The organism is Streptomyces hirsutus, assembly GCF_001418415.1.
GTDB lineage: Bacteria > Actinomycetota > Actinomycetes > Streptomycetales > Streptomycetaceae > Streptomyces > Streptomyces hirsutus.
In genome coordinates this window covers 1-15,421 of record NZ_LIQT01000071.1, presented here as the reverse complement: position 1 = coordinate 15,421, position 15,421 = coordinate 1, and the positions used below count along the sequence as shown (strand labels likewise).

Below are 15,421 nucleotides of genomic sequence, written 5' to 3'. Positions count from 1 at the left end.
ACGTTAAACGCCAAGCTGAGAGCCTGTGCGAGTTCGTTCAGGATCACCTCGTGTGCGTACAACACAGGCTTCCACCGCCATGGTTCAGACCGACGGTACGCGCACGACCGCCCATGAGCAGCACGGTTTCTGTGCCCTGATGGCACAGCCATCTGACGCGGGCGGCAGGCTCCCCGTCGAACCGCGCAGCGCCTTCCAGGTGGGTCGCGTCCCAAGTGAGTGTCTAATACTCCAGCTGTAGATCGTGATCTTGCTGGCGGGAGCCGCAGGCCAGAGCACAGGCACCCCTTCCCGCAGGGGGTTTCTCGGGTGTGAGGTCAATCCAGGTCTGGCCAGCTCAGGAGGTTCTCCAGGGTGGCGCGGTCACCCTCGCTTCGCAGGTTGTCCAGGGGGAGGCGGCCGTGCAGGGCGAGCAACAGGTTGCTTGCCGATCCGTGGACGTCGGCGTCCGTCTCGTGTTGGCCGTCGATGAGGTGTGAGCCCGACTCCGTCAGGTCGATCAGCCATGACTCGCCTTCAGCGGCGTGCAGGCCGATCCGGGTCGGCTCGTGCGGCCAGGGGCCGGCGGTGCCATGGCTGACGCCGATGAACTCGGCGATGCCGTCGAGTGCGACAACAGCCGGGATGGGCTGGGGAGTTCCGGTGGCTAGCTGGGCGTCGAAGGCGTGAACAGCGGCCTCCTGAACCTGATGGCGCGCCACGGCACCACTCGTCGTTGGGACGCCGGAGTCGCCCCACCATGTCCAGCAGTCCACCGCGGGACCTGCGGCTCGCAGGGCAGCGATCAGCTCTTGGGTGGCTGCGGCGGAACGGGCCAGTAGGTCGGCAGACAGCGTGTCATCGGCCGGTGCCACGGTGGGGGGCTTCTCGCTGGGGCCGGCCGCGACCGCCCCCGCCCAGAACCGGTGCACCTCGATAAGGTGCTCAACGAGGTCGCGGAGCGACCAGTCGGGGCAGCTGGGGACGCGGACGTCCAGATCGGGGGAGCCCGCGACGCTGCTGCGCAGGGCGGCGGAGCGGTCCTGGACCAGGGCCAGCAGGTCTTCGAAGGCGGGTGTCTGGGTCATCCCAGCTTCCTACCACCCGACACTGACAGTGGCCCCTTCGTCTTTCCACCGATCCGCGAGTATCCAACAGCGGTTCGTGGTCGCGCCGTTGAAGCAGATTCGGGAATAGGTGCGGCTACCGGTGATCATCGGTGTGTGAAGACAGAAGATCAGTCGGTGGCCGCAGGTCACAGCATAGATCCCGCGCGTTGGCGGGAGGCGTTCGAGGCCCTGTTGAGGCAGATCGCGGGCCGGTTCAAGCGGGTCGAGCCCCGGCGCCGGGCCGGCCGGCTGGTGTTGGGTCTGCTGGCGGACCTGCCGCGCAAGAACTGCTGGACGGTCGCCGAGTGGGCCGGGGAGAAGACCCCGCACGGCATGCAGCATTTGCTGTGCAGGGCGTCCTGGGACGCCGATGCCGTGCGTGACAAGGTGCGCGAGTACGTCGTCGAGCACCTCCACGACGAGGCGGCGGTACTGGTCGTGGACGAGACCGGCGACGTGAAGAAGGGCACCCGCACCGTCGGGGTCCAGCGCCAGTACACCGGCACCGCCGGCCGGATCGAGAACTCCCAGGTCGCCGTCTACCTCGTCTATGCGGCCGCCCGCGGGCACGCGGCGGTGGACCGGGCGCTTTACGTCCCGCTGACCTGCAACGAGATCCAGCACCTGTTCCTCGCCGCCACCGTCCGGCTGCTGAACGACCTCGCCCACCGGCTCGGCTGGTCCGACTGGCGACGCCGCCATCAGGCTCGAGCACAAACCAGCCACTATCGACGACAAACCGCAGCCCAGACATGAAGATCACGATCTACAGCTGGAGTATTAAGTGCCGTCGCTTCCCAAGCTGAGAGCGCGAGTTCGATTCTCGTCACCCGCTCCACGAAAACCCACAGGTCAGAGACCCGAGGGTTCTTTGTTGTCCAGATCGAATCAGGCGCCCTGCGGCGCCTTCGCACCACATCACATCATTCGACGCCCGAGGTGGCGCGTCAGAAGGTCAGCAAAGCCGGGCAGACCAGCCTTCGCGAGTCGGGCGACGGCGTCGGCAATCGTGACTGGCGGGTTGCGCTTCTCCCCGGCGAGCCTGACCACCGTCTCCACCACCTCATGCGGAAACTCGCGACAGAGCCCGCACAGGTAAGGATCCGGCTCGATCACCCGCACTCCACGCGCAGCCAACTCACCGGCAGGGAAGTCGGCAAGGTTCCACGTAATCAACGCGTCGGCCCCGGCGGCCACGGCTGCCGCCGCATGGTGCCGGTCGTCAGGGTCATCGCCCGGCATCTCATCCACAAGGTGCCCGTAGGCTGCCGCCTCGATCTCACAGTCGGCGAAGAAACGTCGGACGGCTTGCGCAACCGCGGCAGCCGACTCCGCCGAACGCTGTCCTTCCCGGACGATGACCCGCTCCCACTCCGCGAGCAGCCGTTCGGACCACACGATCTCGTGGATGAAGTCTTCAGTGAGGGCCAGCATCACGTCCATCACCGAGAACGGAAATAAGACGTTGGTGTCCACAAAGACCCGCGCTGCCACACTCCCCCTCTTCTCCTTGACGGCTACCAGCGACACCCATGATCAGGGCAGATCGACGCCCTCCAAGGCATCAGCGATCTGACGCCGCCCCTCCCTCCGGCGCTCACGCCGCTGCTGGAACGCCAGCACGTCCGCAAGGCGGACCACACGGTGACTGCTGCCGGGCAGGTTCGTCGAGGGAAGGTCGCCGGCATCGAGCAAGCGGACGACGAACGGCCGAGACAAGCCAAGAAGCTCAGCGGCCTCAGCGGGCGACAACTGCACCTCGGACGCCAGGAGCGTAACCGCATGCCCGCGGGCCAACTCGCCGGCCGAGGCCAGGAGTATGCGGACCAGTTCCCCCGGTAGAGCCAGTTCCCGGCCGTCCGGGGTACGCACCAACAGCTCGACCGACTCTGGCGCCATCCGAGCAGTCGCGGCGAACGCGTCCTGGTGCGAAGGATCCGGTTCGATCTTCTCAGCGCGGGCAAGAACGCTGGAACGAGCCATGACCGCCTCCCATCATTGCCCCGGCGAGGAATGCATCTGCAATAACTGTAACCGTGTGGATCAGTACGGGCAACCGTCGAGAAGCCGAGCCCCCTGGCCTTGCACAGGAGCGGCTTGCCCCCCTCCGCGTCTCCGCTGCCACCGGCCCGACAAGGCCCTCGGTTCGGATCCATGAGCGGCAGCACGCCAAGTTCACGCCCCCAGGGCTGGACTTCCCGCCGAGGCGCACTACCGCCGAGCACATGCGACTTCCTTGCCGATCGACCTCTCTCCTGACACCACACGGGCAGCCGTGCCAGTACGGGGTGGTGAACAGCGGTCTGAGGTTCCCCCGCTGAGTGGAGCGCTCCGCGCCTCCGGGCCGATGGCGTGCCTTTGATGTGCCCATAACACCGATAAACCACGGTCAACAGCGGTGGACCTGCACGAGGTCCTGGACCACTGCCGACGCGAAGGCATGGCCCACGCGATCCTGGACGGCACGCTCATCGAAACGGACCGCCTCGCCGGCGTCCGCGACAACGGAAACGACCTGTGGTTCAGCCAGAAAAACAAGGCGTTCGGCGGAAACATCCAGTTCCTGGCCGCCCCGGACGGCACCCCGCCGTGGGTCTCCGACGCCGAGCCCGACAGCGTCCCCGACATCACCGCCGCCCGCATCCACGCTCTGCCCGCGCTGTACAAGGCCGCGGCCGACGGCCTGCCCACCCTGGCCGACAAGGGCTACATCGGCGCTGGCATCCTCCTCCCGGTCCGACACGCCAAGGGACAGTCGGAGCAAGCCCTGCATGCCGACACTCGAACCACGAACAGCCTGATCAGAGGAACCCGTGCGCTCGGAGAACGCGCCGCCGCCGAGCTCAAGCAACGCTGGCGGGCTCCACAGCACGTCGCCCTGAGCCCCAACAGGATCGGCGACATCGCCCGCGCAGCCCTTGCACTCAACGGAATCTGGAAATGACCACCGCTGAGAAAACGTCAGTGAACTTCGGACCGGAACGGGCAGCCTTCATCGCAGCCATGCCCGGAGCGACTCGGCCGGTCCGGGAGACGATGCAGGGTACCGACGCGCTCCTGCGCCAGGCGTAAGGGCCTCACGCCCCCTGCGCATACTCCAGCATGCTTGCCGTACGTCCTTGACGACTGGCATCACCGTCACCCTGCCCAGCAACCAGGTGACGGAGCTCCGCAAGCTCACGGGCAACGCTTCCGGCTACGTGGCGGAAGCGGTCGCCCGCCAGATCCGGCGCCTGACCGAGCCAGGCCGGCAGGCTCTCGCAGCCACCCTCACCGACACGGAGAGCGCCGGCCACGATCCGGCGGAGGCTGCCGAACGGCGGGAGCCAGGCACCGCCGACTCGATCAGTGACGTGCTGGTGTGGCGGCTGCGCCGCCTGGTCGACCTGCCCGCCGATGCCACCACGATGCCCGACCACACCCTCTGCCGGCGTGCTGTCTCGCCTGCCCCGAGCCAAGACGATCGGCCCCGCAGGATGCGGTGATGCAGCACATGCGCCGGTGCCGGACGGAAGTCGGATCCGACGTGGCGCTGAGATGTGCGGGTCGCGTCTGTATCTCGTTCGCGTGGAAACGCCGACGTGTGAGCCAAGCGGCCGTGCCGGGAACAGCCGGTCCGGGCGGCGCTGTTGCATCGACCGAGGCGCCGGCGCCGCGCGGGGGACACGGAGACCACAAGGTCGTCCGCCCCACCAGGATCCGGGCCCCGGAATCGCGGTACGCCCGCCGCGCTGCTTGGACCAAGACGTATCTCTGCAGGAGGACTGTTTCATGACTGACCGGCCCTTGACGCTCATGGCAGTACACGCCCACCCCGACGACGAGGCCACCGGAACCGGAGGGGTCCTCGCGCGGTACGCGGCGGAAGGCATCCGCACGGTTCTCGTGACGTGTACCGACGGCGGTTGCGGTGACGGGCCGGGGGGTGTCAAGCCGGGCGATCCCGGGCATGATCCGGCGGCCGTCGCCTTGATGCGCCGTCAAGAACTCGAGGCGAGCTGTGACGTCCTGAAGGTCAGTGAGCTGGAGATGCTGGACTACGCCGACTCCGGGATGATGGGCTGGCCGAGCAACGACGCCCCCGGATCCTTCTGGCAGACCCCCGTCGAGGAAGGCGCCGCCCGGCTTGCGGAACTCATGCGGCACTACCGACCCGATGTGGTCGTCACCTACGACGAGAACGGCTTCTACGGTCACCCCGACCACATCCAGGCCCACCGCATCACGATGGCGGCGCTGGAGATGACCACGCTGACACCGAAGGTGTACTGGACCACGATGCCCCGTTCGGGGATGCAGCGGTTCGGCGAAATCATGCGCGAGTTCCATGAGGACATGCCGGAGCCGGATCCTGCCGAGGCCGCCGCGATGGCCGAGATCGGCCTCCCCGACGATGAGATCACCACGTGGGTGGACACCACCGCGTTCAGCGGTCAGAAGTTCGATGCGCTGGCCGCGCACTCCAGTCAGGGCGAGAACATCTTCTTCCTCAAGATGGGCAAGGAGAGGTTCGGTGAGTTGATGGGCACGGAGACCTTCGTACGTGTCCAGGACGCCACCGGCGCCGCCGTACCCGAGAACGATCTCTTCGCCGGACTGCGCTGATCCGCCCGTCCGACCGGCGGCCGGGAAAGCTCATCGGCCGCCGGCACCGCACGGCGCAATCGAGCGGGACACACAGAGTCGCCGTCCGTCGCGAGCTTTCCAGCGCGGTCAATCTCGGTGACCGAGCTGTCACACGTGACCTCGGCGACGAGCAGCGCCCCGCACGGCTCCTCGCCGAGCTACGCGGTCGTCGTGACTTTGCGCGGACACTTCGAGCTTCGTGAGACTTGGACATACTTCTCTGACAGTGCCTCCGCGCTACCCCAGCTGGGCCACTCGCATGCAGCTGCAACATCACATCAACAGCTGGTCTCCGTACGAGGCAGCCCATGCGCTGTTGCACCGTCAGCAACGCCGGCCTCTCCCCTCTCGAGGTTCCGTGCCCTCCGCGTGCCCGTAGAGACGGAAAACCACGGTCGACAACGGTGCGATCCGACCCACACGACCACTTCGAGCACCAGGTATCTGCGCTGGTCAGAGCCATGCAGCCCGCCCAAGCGCCGTCGCTTCCCAAGCTGAGAGCTCTCGTGGCGGGGAGCGGGTGTTCTGATCGACTTGCCAGGCAATGGTCCACGCGGGTTTGAGCCTCGCGTCAGGCGCCAGGATCACTGCATGAGCAGCTGGGGGGATCTGGCGGGCCAAGCAGCAAGCGCGCTGACAGGGACGTTGGCCGGCGGCGCCATCACAGTGCACGTGGCACGTTGGCAAACGGCAAGGACCATCGAAGCTCAAGCTCAACTTGCCGCCTCGCAAGAGGCTGCCAGCGCAGCGCTGGCACATAATCAGTGGGCTCAGCAGCGCTCCGCTGAGGCTGCCCAGCGGCTTTTGGAACGACTCGCAGCCCTGTACGCGTGGCTACCCTCACTGCCGGACCTGGCCCTGGAGGAGCCCCACTTGAGCGTGCAGGCCCGTGAGCGTTGCGCCTCTGCAGTCGAGTCGGTTCGTCATGGCATGCAAACAGACCTCCTCTCCGTAGCAGACGATCGAGTTCGGAACCGCTACAGGAGTCTGGTGCGGCTGTGCTACGACGTCGGATGGCGGTGCATCGGCCAGGGGGACCGGGAACGTCAGATCCGGGATGTGCGCGGATACTGGCTGTCTGTCACCTCGAACCGACCGCCTTGCCCATCTCCGTCATGAGCGTCTTGACTCCCAGTCGTCGAAAGGATCGGCAGGCAAACGATCCCCATTCCGACAACGACGCCAGAGAGTACGGTTCTTCGGCGCATGGCCACCTCGGTCCACCCTGCGAGTCGGGAGACGACAGGCTATCGACGCCAGGTATCTCTTGGATACGGTAAGTACCACAGCGTTCGAGACGTCAGATGCACGGCCAGTGAACTGTCCGGTCACGGGCAGCGTATCGCCGGGCCCGTGGCGGGGTGACGACTTCAGCGGCAGCTCGGCCAGGATCACGGCGTACAGCGGTGAGTCCGGGAAGGATCGGCGGTCACCGGCCCTCCGGAACCCCCAGAACTCGTGCATCGCCTGCACTCTGGGGTGCTCGGTGTCGACGAGCAGGACCACGAGGTCCTCGTGCCGGTCCTCCAGAAGCGTCCGCGTCACCAGCTCCACCGTTCCCGTCTTCCGCCGCGTCGTGCGCACGAGCAGCTCCGAGGAAAAGAAGGTCAGGTGCTTCTCCGGGGTGGGCTTCGGGTGCTCGCGCCACCACTCCCGCTTCGGGGCCGTCGGAGCGCCGTAGGCGAAGGCCACCGGCTCCTCCTCGCCGAAGGTGATCGCACAGACGAAGTCGGGGTTGCCGCTCCAGTGCCCCACGAACCAGGGGAAGCGCCAGGTGACCCACTTCTGTGAGATCACGAGCGAGGAGGGCGAGGATCCGTCCGCAGGCCTGCCGAGAGTGCGTGCGGGCCTGCGGGGGCCGATCTGGTCGTGTGGGCCGTGCGGGCAGGCTGCCCGCACGGCCGGAGAGGCTAGCTGAGCTGGGACTGGACCTGGGAGGAGATCAGTTCCAGGTGGTCGAGGTCGGACAGGTCGAGGATCTGGAGGTAGATGCGCCGGGCGCCGATCTCGGCGTAGCGGCCGATCTTGTCGACGACCTCGGCGGGGGTGCCCGCCAGCCCGTTGGTCCGCAGCTCGTCGGGATCGCGGCCGATCGCGGCGGCCCGGCGGGCGATCTCCTGTTCGTCCTTGCCGACGCAGGCGATCAGCGCGTTGGAGTACACGAGGGCATCCGGGTCGCGGCCGGCCTCCTGGGCGGCGGCGCGCACCCGGCCGAACTGGCGCTCGCTGTCCTCGAGGGAGGCGAAGGGCATGTTGAACTCGTCGGCGTACCGCGCGGCGAGCCGGGGTGTGCGGACGGCGCCGTGGCCGCCGATGAGCACCGGGACCTTGGACTGGGCCGGCTTGGGGAGCGCCGGGGACCGCGTGAGGTCGTAGTAGGTGCCGTGGAAGTCGTAGGTCTGGCCGGTCTCGGTCGCCCACAAGCCGGTGACGATCTCCAGCTGCTCCTCCAGGCGGGCGAGCTTCTCCTTCGGGAAGGGGATGCCGTACGCCTTGTGCTCGTCCTCGAACCAGCCTGCACCCAGGCCGAGTTCGACGCGGCCGCCGGACATCTGGTCCACCTGGGCGACCTGGATGGCGAGGACTCCGGGGAGGCGGAAGGTGCCCGCGGTCATCAGGGTGCCGAGCCGGATGCGCTTGGTCTCGCGGGCGAGACCGGCGAGGGTGATCCAGGCGTCGGTGGGGCCGGGCAGGCCGTCCACGGAGCCCATCTTGAGGTAGTGGTCGGAGCGGAAGAAGGCGTCGAAGCCGAGGTCCTCGGTGGCCTTGGCGACGGTGAGCAAGGTGTCGTAGGTGGCCCCCTGCTGGGGCTCGGTGAAGATACGGAGATCCATTCCCCCATCCTGCCTGCTCGGACCCGGCAAGCCCGGCCGGCCCGTCATGCCGTGCCCGTGCCCGTGCCCTGCCCGTGCCCTGCCGTGCCCGTGTCGCTCCTAGCCGATCACCAAGAGCACGACCCACATGATGCTGGCCAGGGACGGGAGGGCGTAGACGATGACCGGTGTGGCGCGCACGCCTGCTTGCCGTGTCGCTTCTCGCGTCGCGGCATAGTCGGGGAGTTTTTCCGCTGTTCGGGCCTGTACTGCAGTGGAGTACCGGAGGTGCCGGTGTCCTGCGTACAGCCAGACGAACGTGAGGGGGAGCCCGAACGCGGCGATCACCCGGGCCGCTGTCTGATCGGTTGTCAGTACGGTTGAGTAGGCCACGACCAGCAGAGACTGTGCGACCAGGAAGAGATTCCCGCGTTCGTAGATCATGGAGTCTTCGTGTACTACCCACTCCCACAGACGTTGATCGACGGCCTCATCGGCAGGTGTGCGGTTCGTCCGGGGATCGTCCATGGACTCGTTCTTCCCGTCGCGGTGTCGGAACTACCGCCTCCGAGAGGTTCACCGCTGCCTGGAGCGTCGTTCCGTCTCGGCGGTGGTGGTGCGGTTGCCGCAGATGCTGTTGCATCGCCGGTGTGCGGGCCGGGCGTTGGCCGGCAACACCTTCGTGGTCGTCCAGCCCGACGAGGACGACCACATGCGGTTCGCCTCAGTGGCCGTCCCGGTGGAAGGCGGCTACGGGATCGTCCGGCGTGACGGCACCCGCGGCGAGCACAAGGTCACCACCTCGACCGGCGTCAACGACATCGCCCGCGACCTCGGCATCTGGAGGGCCGCCCGTAATCCACCCCCTTCCCTCCCCCGGACGGCCGACCAGCCGGCTCACCGGCTTCCCCAGCACGGTCTAGCCGACCTCGCGTTCCGCGAGGGTGCGGTCGCGGTCCGCCAGTTTGCGGAGCATCTCCAGGACGCGGTCGCGGGACTCGTCCGCCGCGTCGATGGCCTCCACGCACTGCCAGTACGAGGTCTCGTCGTCCGCCGCGGAGGCCATGCCGACCAGCGCGATGCCGACCTCGCCGAGGAGTCCGCCCAGGTGCAGCAGGACCTGCCGGGCGTCGCCCAGGTCGGTGAGCAGGGCCGCGCGCAGTTCGCCCGCGCCGAGCCGCGGGGTGTCCAGCACGCCGCAGCCGCGGCCCGCCAGCTCGGTCAGCCCCAAGGCCTCGCCGCGCAGTTCGGGCGGGCCGGTGACCGCGAGGCGACTGCCTATCGCCTGCGCGAGTGCCTGCGCCTGCCACACCTCGGCCGAGAGTTCCGGCACATCGCCGGCGGTGGTGAGGGCCCGCCTGCTCGTCGCTATGAGCCGCACAGCGTCCATGCGCCGCCCCTGTCTGTCCGACGCGCTGCCCACGCGTCCGCCCAACTTCCTTGTTCACTACCCAGAGTGAGACCGTTTGAGACAGAACACCTGTCGGAAGGTGGAAATCTGCGGACAACAATTCGAAAACGGTCGACATATCGACTGCGGAGAGTGATAACGGAGAAGTCCGCTCCGCGGAGGAACAGTCCGCGGAGGGGTAGTCCCCGGAGGAACAGTTCCCGGAGGGGCAGTCCCCGGAGAGCTGGTTCAGACCGGGAAGCGGTGCTCGTTGCGATCGATCTTGGCGTCCAGCGCGGCCAGGGGGTCGATGCCGAGCACCTCGCACAACTGGAGGAGGTACGCGAGCACATCGGCCACCTCGTCGCCGACGCGGTGCGCGGTGTCGGGGTCCTCCATGACGCGGGCCGACTCCTCCGGCGTCAACCACTGGAAGATCTCGACCAGTTCGGAGGCCTCCACACTGAGCGCGGCGACGAGGTTCTTCGGGGTGTGGTACGGCTCCCAGTTCCGCGCCGCGGCGAACTCGGCGAGCCTGCGCTGGAGTCCGGCCACGTCCAGCGGGGCGGACCGGCCGGCGGGGGGTGTGGAGGCGGCGCGGGCGGTGGGGCGCATCGGGTCGGGCGTGTCAGTCACGGTCCAGGTGTACCACCGTCACGCCGCCCACCCCCGCGACCCAGGAGGCGTCGCTCACCGAGCCGACCAGCCGGATGTGCCCGCGTTCGCACATCCGCGCCGCCAGCCGCAGCATTTCCACGCGCTGGTGCGGGTCCATGCCCCGGTCGAGCCCGTCGGCGAGCACGGTGAGGGTCTGCAGCGCGGCCGGGACCTCGCCCGGCGCGTCGACCTCCAGTACACCGGGTCCGGTGAGCAGCACCAGGGCGAGTGCGACGTACCGCAGCTCGCCGTCGCCGAGCCGTCCGAGCTCGGTACGGATTCCGTCGCCCCGGTCGAGCAGGGCGCGGACCAGTCCACCGCCGTACGGTTCGGCGAGCAGGCCGGCGACCGGCCCGGCGCATCCGGCGCGCACGGCGGACACCAGGAGCCCGTACCGGATCGCGCACTCGGCGTGGGTGCGCCACAGCACGTCGGCGAGGTTGCCGCAGTCGCCGAGCAGCCGCCCGGTGCCGGACGGTACGGGGTCGCGCATGCCGTCGGGCCGGGGGTCGCAGGCGAAGACCGAGCGCAGGGCCACCACCATCTGCTCGGCCGCGGCCAGCACCCTGCGCTCGCCGGGCGTCCGGCCGGCGACGCGCAGCGGCAGCAGCGCGGTGCCCAGACGGTCGTCGGGCAGCGGGCCACGGGTGACCGGGGTGGCCCCGGCGGTGTGCCAGGCGGCCTGCACCGTGCGGCGCCGGGGGTCGCGCAGCGCGGTCTCCAGCAGGACCACACCGTCCGCCGTCAGCCGCTCCCCCACGATCCGCAGCCCGGGTTCCGCCTGGACGGCGACCTCGAGCCGGACCGGCCCCTCGGGGCCGTCGGCGGTGCAGCCGATGCGGAAGCCCCGGCGGTCCTGCGCGTCGGCGCGGGCCCGTTCCGGCACGCACGCGTCCGGTTCGGGGAAGGCCTCGCCGAGTTCGGCCCCGCCCCCGAGCCGGGCGAGCGCCTCGTAGGCCCGCAGGGCGCTGGTCTTGCCGCTGCCGCTGGCCCCGGCCAGCAGGGTGAAGGGCCCGAGCGGGAGCCCGGTGTTGCGATGCCCGGCGAAGGCGGACAGCAGCAGCTCGGTGAGGTGCGGCCGGTCCGGCCTCCCCCGGGCGGCGCCCTCCCCGGGGGAGGCCCCGGCGGACGGGGCGACGGAAGCCGGGGAGGAGGACAGGGATGACGTGGGCGGCGGCGACAGGCGGGGCAGGGTCATGTGCGGGACGCTAGGGCCACGGCGCGGGGCGAACCGTTCCGCTTGTGCGGGCTTCCCACGATCGGGCGAAGCGGACCGCCCGCCCGTTCACTCCCCGGGACCCTAACCGTCCCCGGGGATCCCGACGCCCTGCATCAGGCCCGCCACTTCGGTGCCGGCCGGGGTCAGCAGGAAGACGTTGCGGTCGACGCGGTGCATGCCGCTGCCCAGACCGAAGACGACACCGGTGCTGAAGTCCAGTATCCGTTTGGCGACGTCGCCCTCCGCGCTGGTGAGGTCGAGCAGGACCGGTATCCCGGCCATCAGTGTCTCCGCAACGTCGCGGGCGTCCGCGAACACGTTCACCCTCAGGACCACGAAGCGGCGTCGCGCCTCGGTCTCGGCCTCGGGCCTGGACCGGTGGCCCACCGAGGACGGCCAGGCGTCGCGGCCCCGCAGCGGAACGACCTGGGCGAGCCCCTCCCACTGTTCGTCGGTGACATCGTGGCTGTTCACCGGCATGCTCCGTCCTGGGTCGCGCTGACTGTCTGCATCGGTCAATTCTTACGCATGGCCACCCGTTCGGCCCAATGCGACACACTCCGCCACCTCGGGCCGCCCGACGTGAGTCCTTCTGCCCGGGAGCCTGATCCGCCAACTTCTACATTGATGTAGATATTTACCGTCAGGGCCGCCTGGGGCCCGGCATGCCGCAAGGCGTGAAGCCTCCCGTCCTCCATCCGAACACTTCCGAACGCTTGGAACGGGCATGGCCCTGTGGGCCCACATCGAGGAATCCGCGCCGCAGAAGCAGAGCAGGCTCGGCGCGAAGAAGAAGCCGGTCGAGACGCGTGCCGTGATCCCGATCGGCCTCGTCATCGACCGCGCGGACGGTGACTTCGACCGGAACGGGGAGGCGGTCGTCCGCGAGGCGTGCTTCGCCCTGGGGCTGCCGCCGCACGAGTCCGCTCTCTGCGCCACGGGCCGCCCCGCACCCGGACGGGTGCGGTCCGGCCTCTTGCGGGAACACGGCCCCCGTCGGAATCGTTGGACCGCTGACAGACCCCACCAGCACATATACGAGGAGTCACGCACGTGTCCGCCAGATCGACGGACCCCCCGGGGCACAGTCCCCGACCATCCCGTCACACACCTGTTGAAACCGGCACCCGGCGGGGTGGTGTTCGATGAGTGCCGTAGAGGCCTTGCTGGGCCTGCTCGCCGTGTTCGTGCTCACCGCCGGCACCGGCTATTTCGTCGCCCAGGAGTTCGCCTACGTCTCCGTGGACCGGCTCGCGCTCGCCCGTGAGGCCGAGGCCGGGGACCGCAGGGCCGCCCGTGCCCTGAAGGTGCTGGAGCGGTTGTCCTTCATGCTGTCGGGCGCCCAGCTCGGCATCACCGTCACCGGTCTGGTCGTCGGTTTCATCGCCGAGCCGTCGGTGTCCGCGCTGCTCCGGCCGGCGCTGTCCGGTCTCGGACTGCCGGACGCGGCCGTGAGCGGCGTCTCCGTCGTGCTCGCCTTCGTCCTGGCCACGATCGTCCAGATGGTGCTCGGCGAACTGGCCCCGAAGAACCTCGCCATCGCCGTGCCCGAGCGGCTGGCGAAGGCGCTGGCCGGCTCCACCCTGGCGTATCTGAAGGTCGTCGGACCGCTGGTGCGGATCTTCGACAACGCCGCCTCCCGGCTGCTGCGCCGCGTCGGCATCGAGCCGGTCGAGGAGTTGCACCACGGAGCCACTCTGGAGGAGCTCGGCCACCTGATCGGCGAGTCCCACGAGAGCGGAGCGCTGCCCGGGGACACCGCCACCCTGCTGGACCACGCGCTGGAGTTCTCCGAGCGGACCCTGCACACGGTGATGGTGCCGCGCGCGGACGCCGTCTTCGTCCGAGGGGAGGCGAGCGCCGACGAGGCGGTCGGCCTGATCGCGGCGCACGGCCACTCCAACTACCCGGTGCTCGGGGACCACCCCGACGACGTCGCGGGGGTGCTGGGCGTACGCGAGCTGATGGCGGTCCCCTCCGGCCTGCTGGCCGGCGCCACCGCCGGCACGATGGCCAGGCGGCCCCTGCTGCTGCCGGACACGCTTCCGCTGCCGGACGCGGTCGCGCGGATGCGCGAGCAGGACGACGAGTTCGCGGTCGTCCTCGACGAGCACGGCGGCGTGGCCGGCATCGTCACCTACGAGGACATCGCCGAGGAGCTGGTCGGTGACATCGCCGACGAGTCCGACAAGGTCTCCGAACTGGCGATCGCCGACGGCGACGGCTGGCTCGTGGACGCGGGCCGCCGGCTGGACGAGGTCGCCGAGGCGACCGGCGTACGGCTGCCCGAGGAGGACGACTACGAGACCGTGGCCGGCCTGATCGTGGACCGGCTGGGCCGTTTCCCCACCGTGGGTGACCGGGTCACCGTCGAACTGCCCGAGGACGGCCACGCCGTGATCGACGTACGCACCCTGGACCGGCATGTCGCCGATCGGGTGCGCATCACCCCGATCGTGCCCTTGACGGAGGAAGCCCGGAAGACGGAGGAGTCCGCATGAGTTTCCCGATGGCTCTCTTCGTGACCGTGCTGCTGCTGATCGGCAGCGGGTTCTTCGTGGCGGCCGAGTTCGCGCTGGTCGCCGCCAAACGGCACCGCATGGAGAAGGCGGCGTCCGAGGGGCGGCGCGGCGCCGGTGCCGCTCTGGCGGGCATGCGCGAGCTGTCGCTGATGCTCGCCGGCGCCCAACTGGGCATCACGGTGTGCACGCTGGGTCTGGGCTCGGTGTCCAAGCCCGCGATCTCGCACGAGCTGGACCCGCTGCTGCGCAGCCTGGGTCTGCCGAGCGCGGTCAGCTACGGTGTGGCGTTCGCCGTCGCGATGACCGTGGTGGTGTTCCTGCACATGGTGGTCGGCGAGATGGCGCCCAAGTCGTGGGCGATCGCCCACCCGGAGCGTTCCGCGATGCTGCTCGCCCCGTCGTTCCGGGCGGTGGTGAAGGTCGTGCGGCCGCTGATCCACGTGCTGAACGTGGTGAGCAACGCGCTGGTACGGCTGTGCCGGGTGAGCCCGCGCGACGAGCTGGCCTCGGTCCACGACCGGGAACAGCTCACCCACCTGGTGGTGGAGTCGGAGCGGCTCGGCCTGATCAGCAAGACGGACTCGCAGTTGCTGACCCGCTCGCTGACCGAACCCGACACCCCGGTCTCCGCCCTGCGGATCCCGGCCGACGAGATCGACTCCGTCGAGGGTGACGCGGGCGTCGACGAGGTGCTGCGGACGGCCGCCGCGTACGACCGGACCCGGCTGCTCGTCCGTGACGGCGGCACCGTCCTCGGCTCGCTCCACGCGCGTGACGCGCTGGTCGCGCGCGCCCGGGGCCGTGCCACGAGCGCGCGCGAACTGGCCCGTCCGGTGCCCGAGCTGACGGACACCACGACGGTCGCCGACGCGATCGACGTGCTGCGCCGCCGCCGGGGCACGCTCGCGGTCGTCCGGGACGACACGGGCCGGCTGACCGGCCTGGTCACCCTGGACGACCTGCTGGCCCGGCTGATGCTGCCGGCCGGGGGCTGACCGCTCTCCGGCCGCGCGCACCACAGAACGCCGGCCGGTCCGCTCCCTGCGGACCGGCCGGCGTTCGTCGTGTCGGTGGACGTGGACCCATGCTCCGCGTCGGCACGGGCC

At 69.4% G+C, this 15,421-nt stretch carries 15 protein-coding genes and 3 pseudogenes; 8 read left to right on the top strand and 10 right to left on the bottom strand.

Annotation, left to right across the window (positions count from 1 at the left end; all coding sequences use genetic code 11):
• Nucleotides 1–317: 317 nt before the first annotated feature.
• On the bottom strand, nt 318–1,067 hold the full coding sequence (locus tag AOK11_RS06395; RefSeq protein WP_055592656.1) for a maleylpyruvate isomerase family mycothiol-dependent enzyme: 750 nt from the start codon (nt 1,065–1,067) through the stop codon (nt 318–320).
• 156 nt (nt 1,068–1,223) lie between these two features.
• Between AOK11_RS06395 and AOK11_RS06390 the strand changes: the two are divergent.
• A pseudogene (locus AOK11_RS06390) lies at nt 1,224–1,688 on the top strand (IS701 family transposase); the annotation flags it as partial.
• A 318-nt stretch (nt 1,689–2,006) separates the two neighbouring features.
• Here AOK11_RS06390 and AOK11_RS06385 read toward each other — a convergent pair.
• Nucleotides 2,007–2,582 carry a VapC50 family PIN domain-containing toxin gene (locus tag AOK11_RS06385; protein ID WP_206188789.1) on the bottom strand — a complete coding sequence of 192 codons (576 nt, stop codon included), beginning with the start codon at nt 2,580–2,582 and terminating at the stop codon, nt 2,007–2,009.
• A 42-nt stretch (nt 2,583–2,624) separates the two neighbouring features.
• On the bottom strand, nt 2,625–3,071 hold the full coding sequence (locus AOK11_RS06380) for a helix-turn-helix domain-containing protein (protein ID WP_055592654.1): 447 nt from the start codon (nt 3,069–3,071) through the stop codon (nt 2,625–2,627).
• 415 nt (nt 3,072–3,486) lie between these two features.
• Between AOK11_RS06380 and AOK11_RS06375 the strand changes: the two genes are divergently transcribed.
• From AOK11_RS06375 to AOK11_RS06365, 3 genes are all read left to right on the top strand, one after another.
• A complete protein-coding gene (locus tag AOK11_RS06375; RefSeq protein WP_055592653.1) occupies nt 3,487–4,032 on the top strand; it encodes a transposase family protein in 546 nt (181 codons plus the stop codon).
• Between the two features lie 175 nt (nt 4,033–4,207).
• Nucleotides 4,208–4,573 carry a hypothetical protein gene (locus AOK11_RS39230; RefSeq protein WP_055592652.1) on the top strand — a complete coding sequence of 122 codons (366 nt, stop codon included), beginning with the start codon at nt 4,208–4,210 and terminating at the stop codon, nt 4,571–4,573.
• Nucleotides 4,574–4,859: 286 nt separating this feature from the next.
• Nucleotides 4,860–5,693 (top strand): PIG-L family deacetylase, encoded by an 834-nt coding sequence (locus tag AOK11_RS06365; protein WP_055592651.1) that lies wholly within the window; start codon nt 4,860–4,862, stop codon nt 5,691–5,693.
• A 1,134-nt stretch (nt 5,694–6,827) separates the two neighbouring features.
• Here the strand turns inward: AOK11_RS06365 and AOK11_RS43825 are convergent.
• From AOK11_RS43825 to AOK11_RS06350, 3 genes are all read right to left on the bottom strand, one after another.
• Nucleotides 6,828–7,511, bottom strand: coding sequence for a hypothetical protein (locus AOK11_RS43825; protein WP_206188788.1), 684 nt, complete (start codon nt 7,509–7,511; stop codon nt 6,828–6,830).
• Between the two features lie 113 nt (nt 7,512–7,624).
• On the bottom strand, nt 7,625–8,548 hold the full coding sequence (locus AOK11_RS06355) for an LLM class F420-dependent oxidoreductase (protein ID WP_055592650.1): 924 nt from the start codon (nt 8,546–8,548) through the stop codon (nt 7,625–7,627).
• Nucleotides 8,549–8,647: 99 nt separating this feature from the next.
• Nucleotides 8,648–9,055, bottom strand: a complete 408-nt coding sequence (locus tag AOK11_RS06350) for a hypothetical protein (protein WP_055592649.1) — start codon at nt 9,053–9,055, stop codon at nt 8,648–8,650.
• Nucleotides 9,056–9,200: 145 nt separating this feature from the next.
• Between AOK11_RS06350 and AOK11_RS44555 the strand changes: the two are divergent.
• Nucleotides 9,201–9,392: pseudogene (locus tag AOK11_RS44555) on the top strand (hypothetical protein); the annotation flags it as partial.
• A 54-nt stretch (nt 9,393–9,446) separates the two neighbouring features.
• Here the strand turns inward: AOK11_RS44555 and AOK11_RS06345 are convergent.
• From AOK11_RS06345 to AOK11_RS06330, 4 genes are all read right to left on the bottom strand, one after another.
• Nucleotides 9,447–9,917: a DUF6099 family protein gene (locus tag AOK11_RS06345; RefSeq protein ID WP_055592657.1), complete on the bottom strand. Its 471-nt coding sequence runs from the start codon at nt 9,915–9,917 to the stop codon at nt 9,447–9,449.
• Nucleotides 9,918–10,166: 249 nt separating this feature from the next.
• A complete protein-coding gene (locus tag AOK11_RS06340) occupies nt 10,167–10,532 on the bottom strand; it encodes a nucleotide pyrophosphohydrolase (RefSeq protein WP_055592648.1) in 366 nt (121 codons plus the stop codon).
• Nucleotides 10,533–10,545: 13 nt separating this feature from the next.
• Nucleotides 10,546–11,772 carry an AAA family ATPase gene (locus tag AOK11_RS06335; protein WP_055592647.1) on the bottom strand — a complete coding sequence of 409 codons (1,227 nt, stop codon included), beginning with the start codon at nt 11,770–11,772 and terminating at the stop codon, nt 10,546–10,548.
• Nucleotides 11,773–11,874: 102 nt separating this feature from the next.
• Nucleotides 11,875–12,273 (bottom strand): cell division protein SepF, encoded by a 399-nt coding sequence (locus AOK11_RS06330; RefSeq protein ID WP_055592646.1) that lies wholly within the window; start codon nt 12,271–12,273, stop codon nt 11,875–11,877.
• Nucleotides 12,274–12,520: 247 nt separating this feature from the next.
• Here AOK11_RS06330 and AOK11_RS39220 point away from each other — a divergent pair.
• The 3 genes and pseudogenes from AOK11_RS39220 to AOK11_RS06320 all read left to right on the top strand — a co-directional run.
• Nucleotides 12,521–12,715: pseudogene (locus AOK11_RS39220) on the top strand (TerB family tellurite resistance protein); the annotation flags it as partial.
• Nucleotides 12,716–12,938: 223 nt separating this feature from the next.
• Nucleotides 12,939–14,294, top strand: coding sequence for a hemolysin family protein (locus tag AOK11_RS06325; protein WP_055592645.1), 1,356 nt, complete (start codon nt 12,939–12,941; stop codon nt 14,292–14,294).
• The gene (locus tag AOK11_RS06320) at nt 14,291–15,310 is read left to right on the top strand and encodes a hemolysin family protein (RefSeq protein WP_055592644.1); all 1,020 of its coding nucleotides are present in this window, start codon (nt 14,291–14,293) and stop codon (nt 15,308–15,310) included. Before AOK11_RS06325 ends, AOK11_RS06320 begins: the two co-directional genes overlap by 4 nt.
• Nucleotides 15,311–15,421 lie beyond the last annotated feature (111 nt).

Coding starts and splice junctions, on each gene's coding strand:
- AOK11_RS06345 (WP_055592657.1), bottom strand. CDS start 9,917: ATGGACGCTGTGCGGCTCATAGCGACGAGCAGGCGGGCCCTCACCACC.
- AOK11_RS06335 (WP_055592647.1), bottom strand. CDS start 11,772: ATGACCCTGCCCCGCCTGTCGCCGCCGCCCACGTCATCCCTGTCCTCC.
- AOK11_RS06365 (WP_055592651.1), top strand. CDS start 4,860: ATGACTGACCGGCCCTTGACGCTCATGGCAGTACACGCCCACCCCGAC.
- AOK11_RS06320 (WP_055592644.1), top strand. CDS start 14,291: ATGAGTTTCCCGATGGCTCTCTTCGTGACCGTGCTGCTGCTGATCGGC.
- AOK11_RS06350 (WP_055592649.1), bottom strand. CDS start 9,055: ATGGACGATCCCCGGACGAACCGCACACCTGCCGATGAGGCCGTCGAT.
- AOK11_RS06395 (WP_055592656.1), bottom strand. CDS start 1,067: ATGACCCAGACACCCGCCTTCGAAGACCTGCTGGCCCTGGTCCAGGAC.
- AOK11_RS06330 (WP_055592646.1), bottom strand. CDS start 12,273: ATGCCGGTGAACAGCCACGATGTCACCGACGAACAGTGGGAGGGGCTC.
- AOK11_RS06325 (WP_055592645.1), top strand. CDS start 12,939: ATGAGTGCCGTAGAGGCCTTGCTGGGCCTGCTCGCCGTGTTCGTGCTC.
- AOK11_RS06380 (WP_055592654.1), bottom strand. CDS start 3,071: ATGGCTCGTTCCAGCGTTCTTGCCCGCGCTGAGAAGATCGAACCGGAT.
- AOK11_RS06340 (WP_055592648.1), bottom strand. CDS start 10,532: ATGCGCCCCACCGCCCGCGCCGCCTCCACACCCCCCGCCGGCCGGTCC.
- AOK11_RS06355 (WP_055592650.1), bottom strand. CDS start 8,548: ATGGATCTCCGTATCTTCACCGAGCCCCAGCAGGGGGCCACCTACGAC.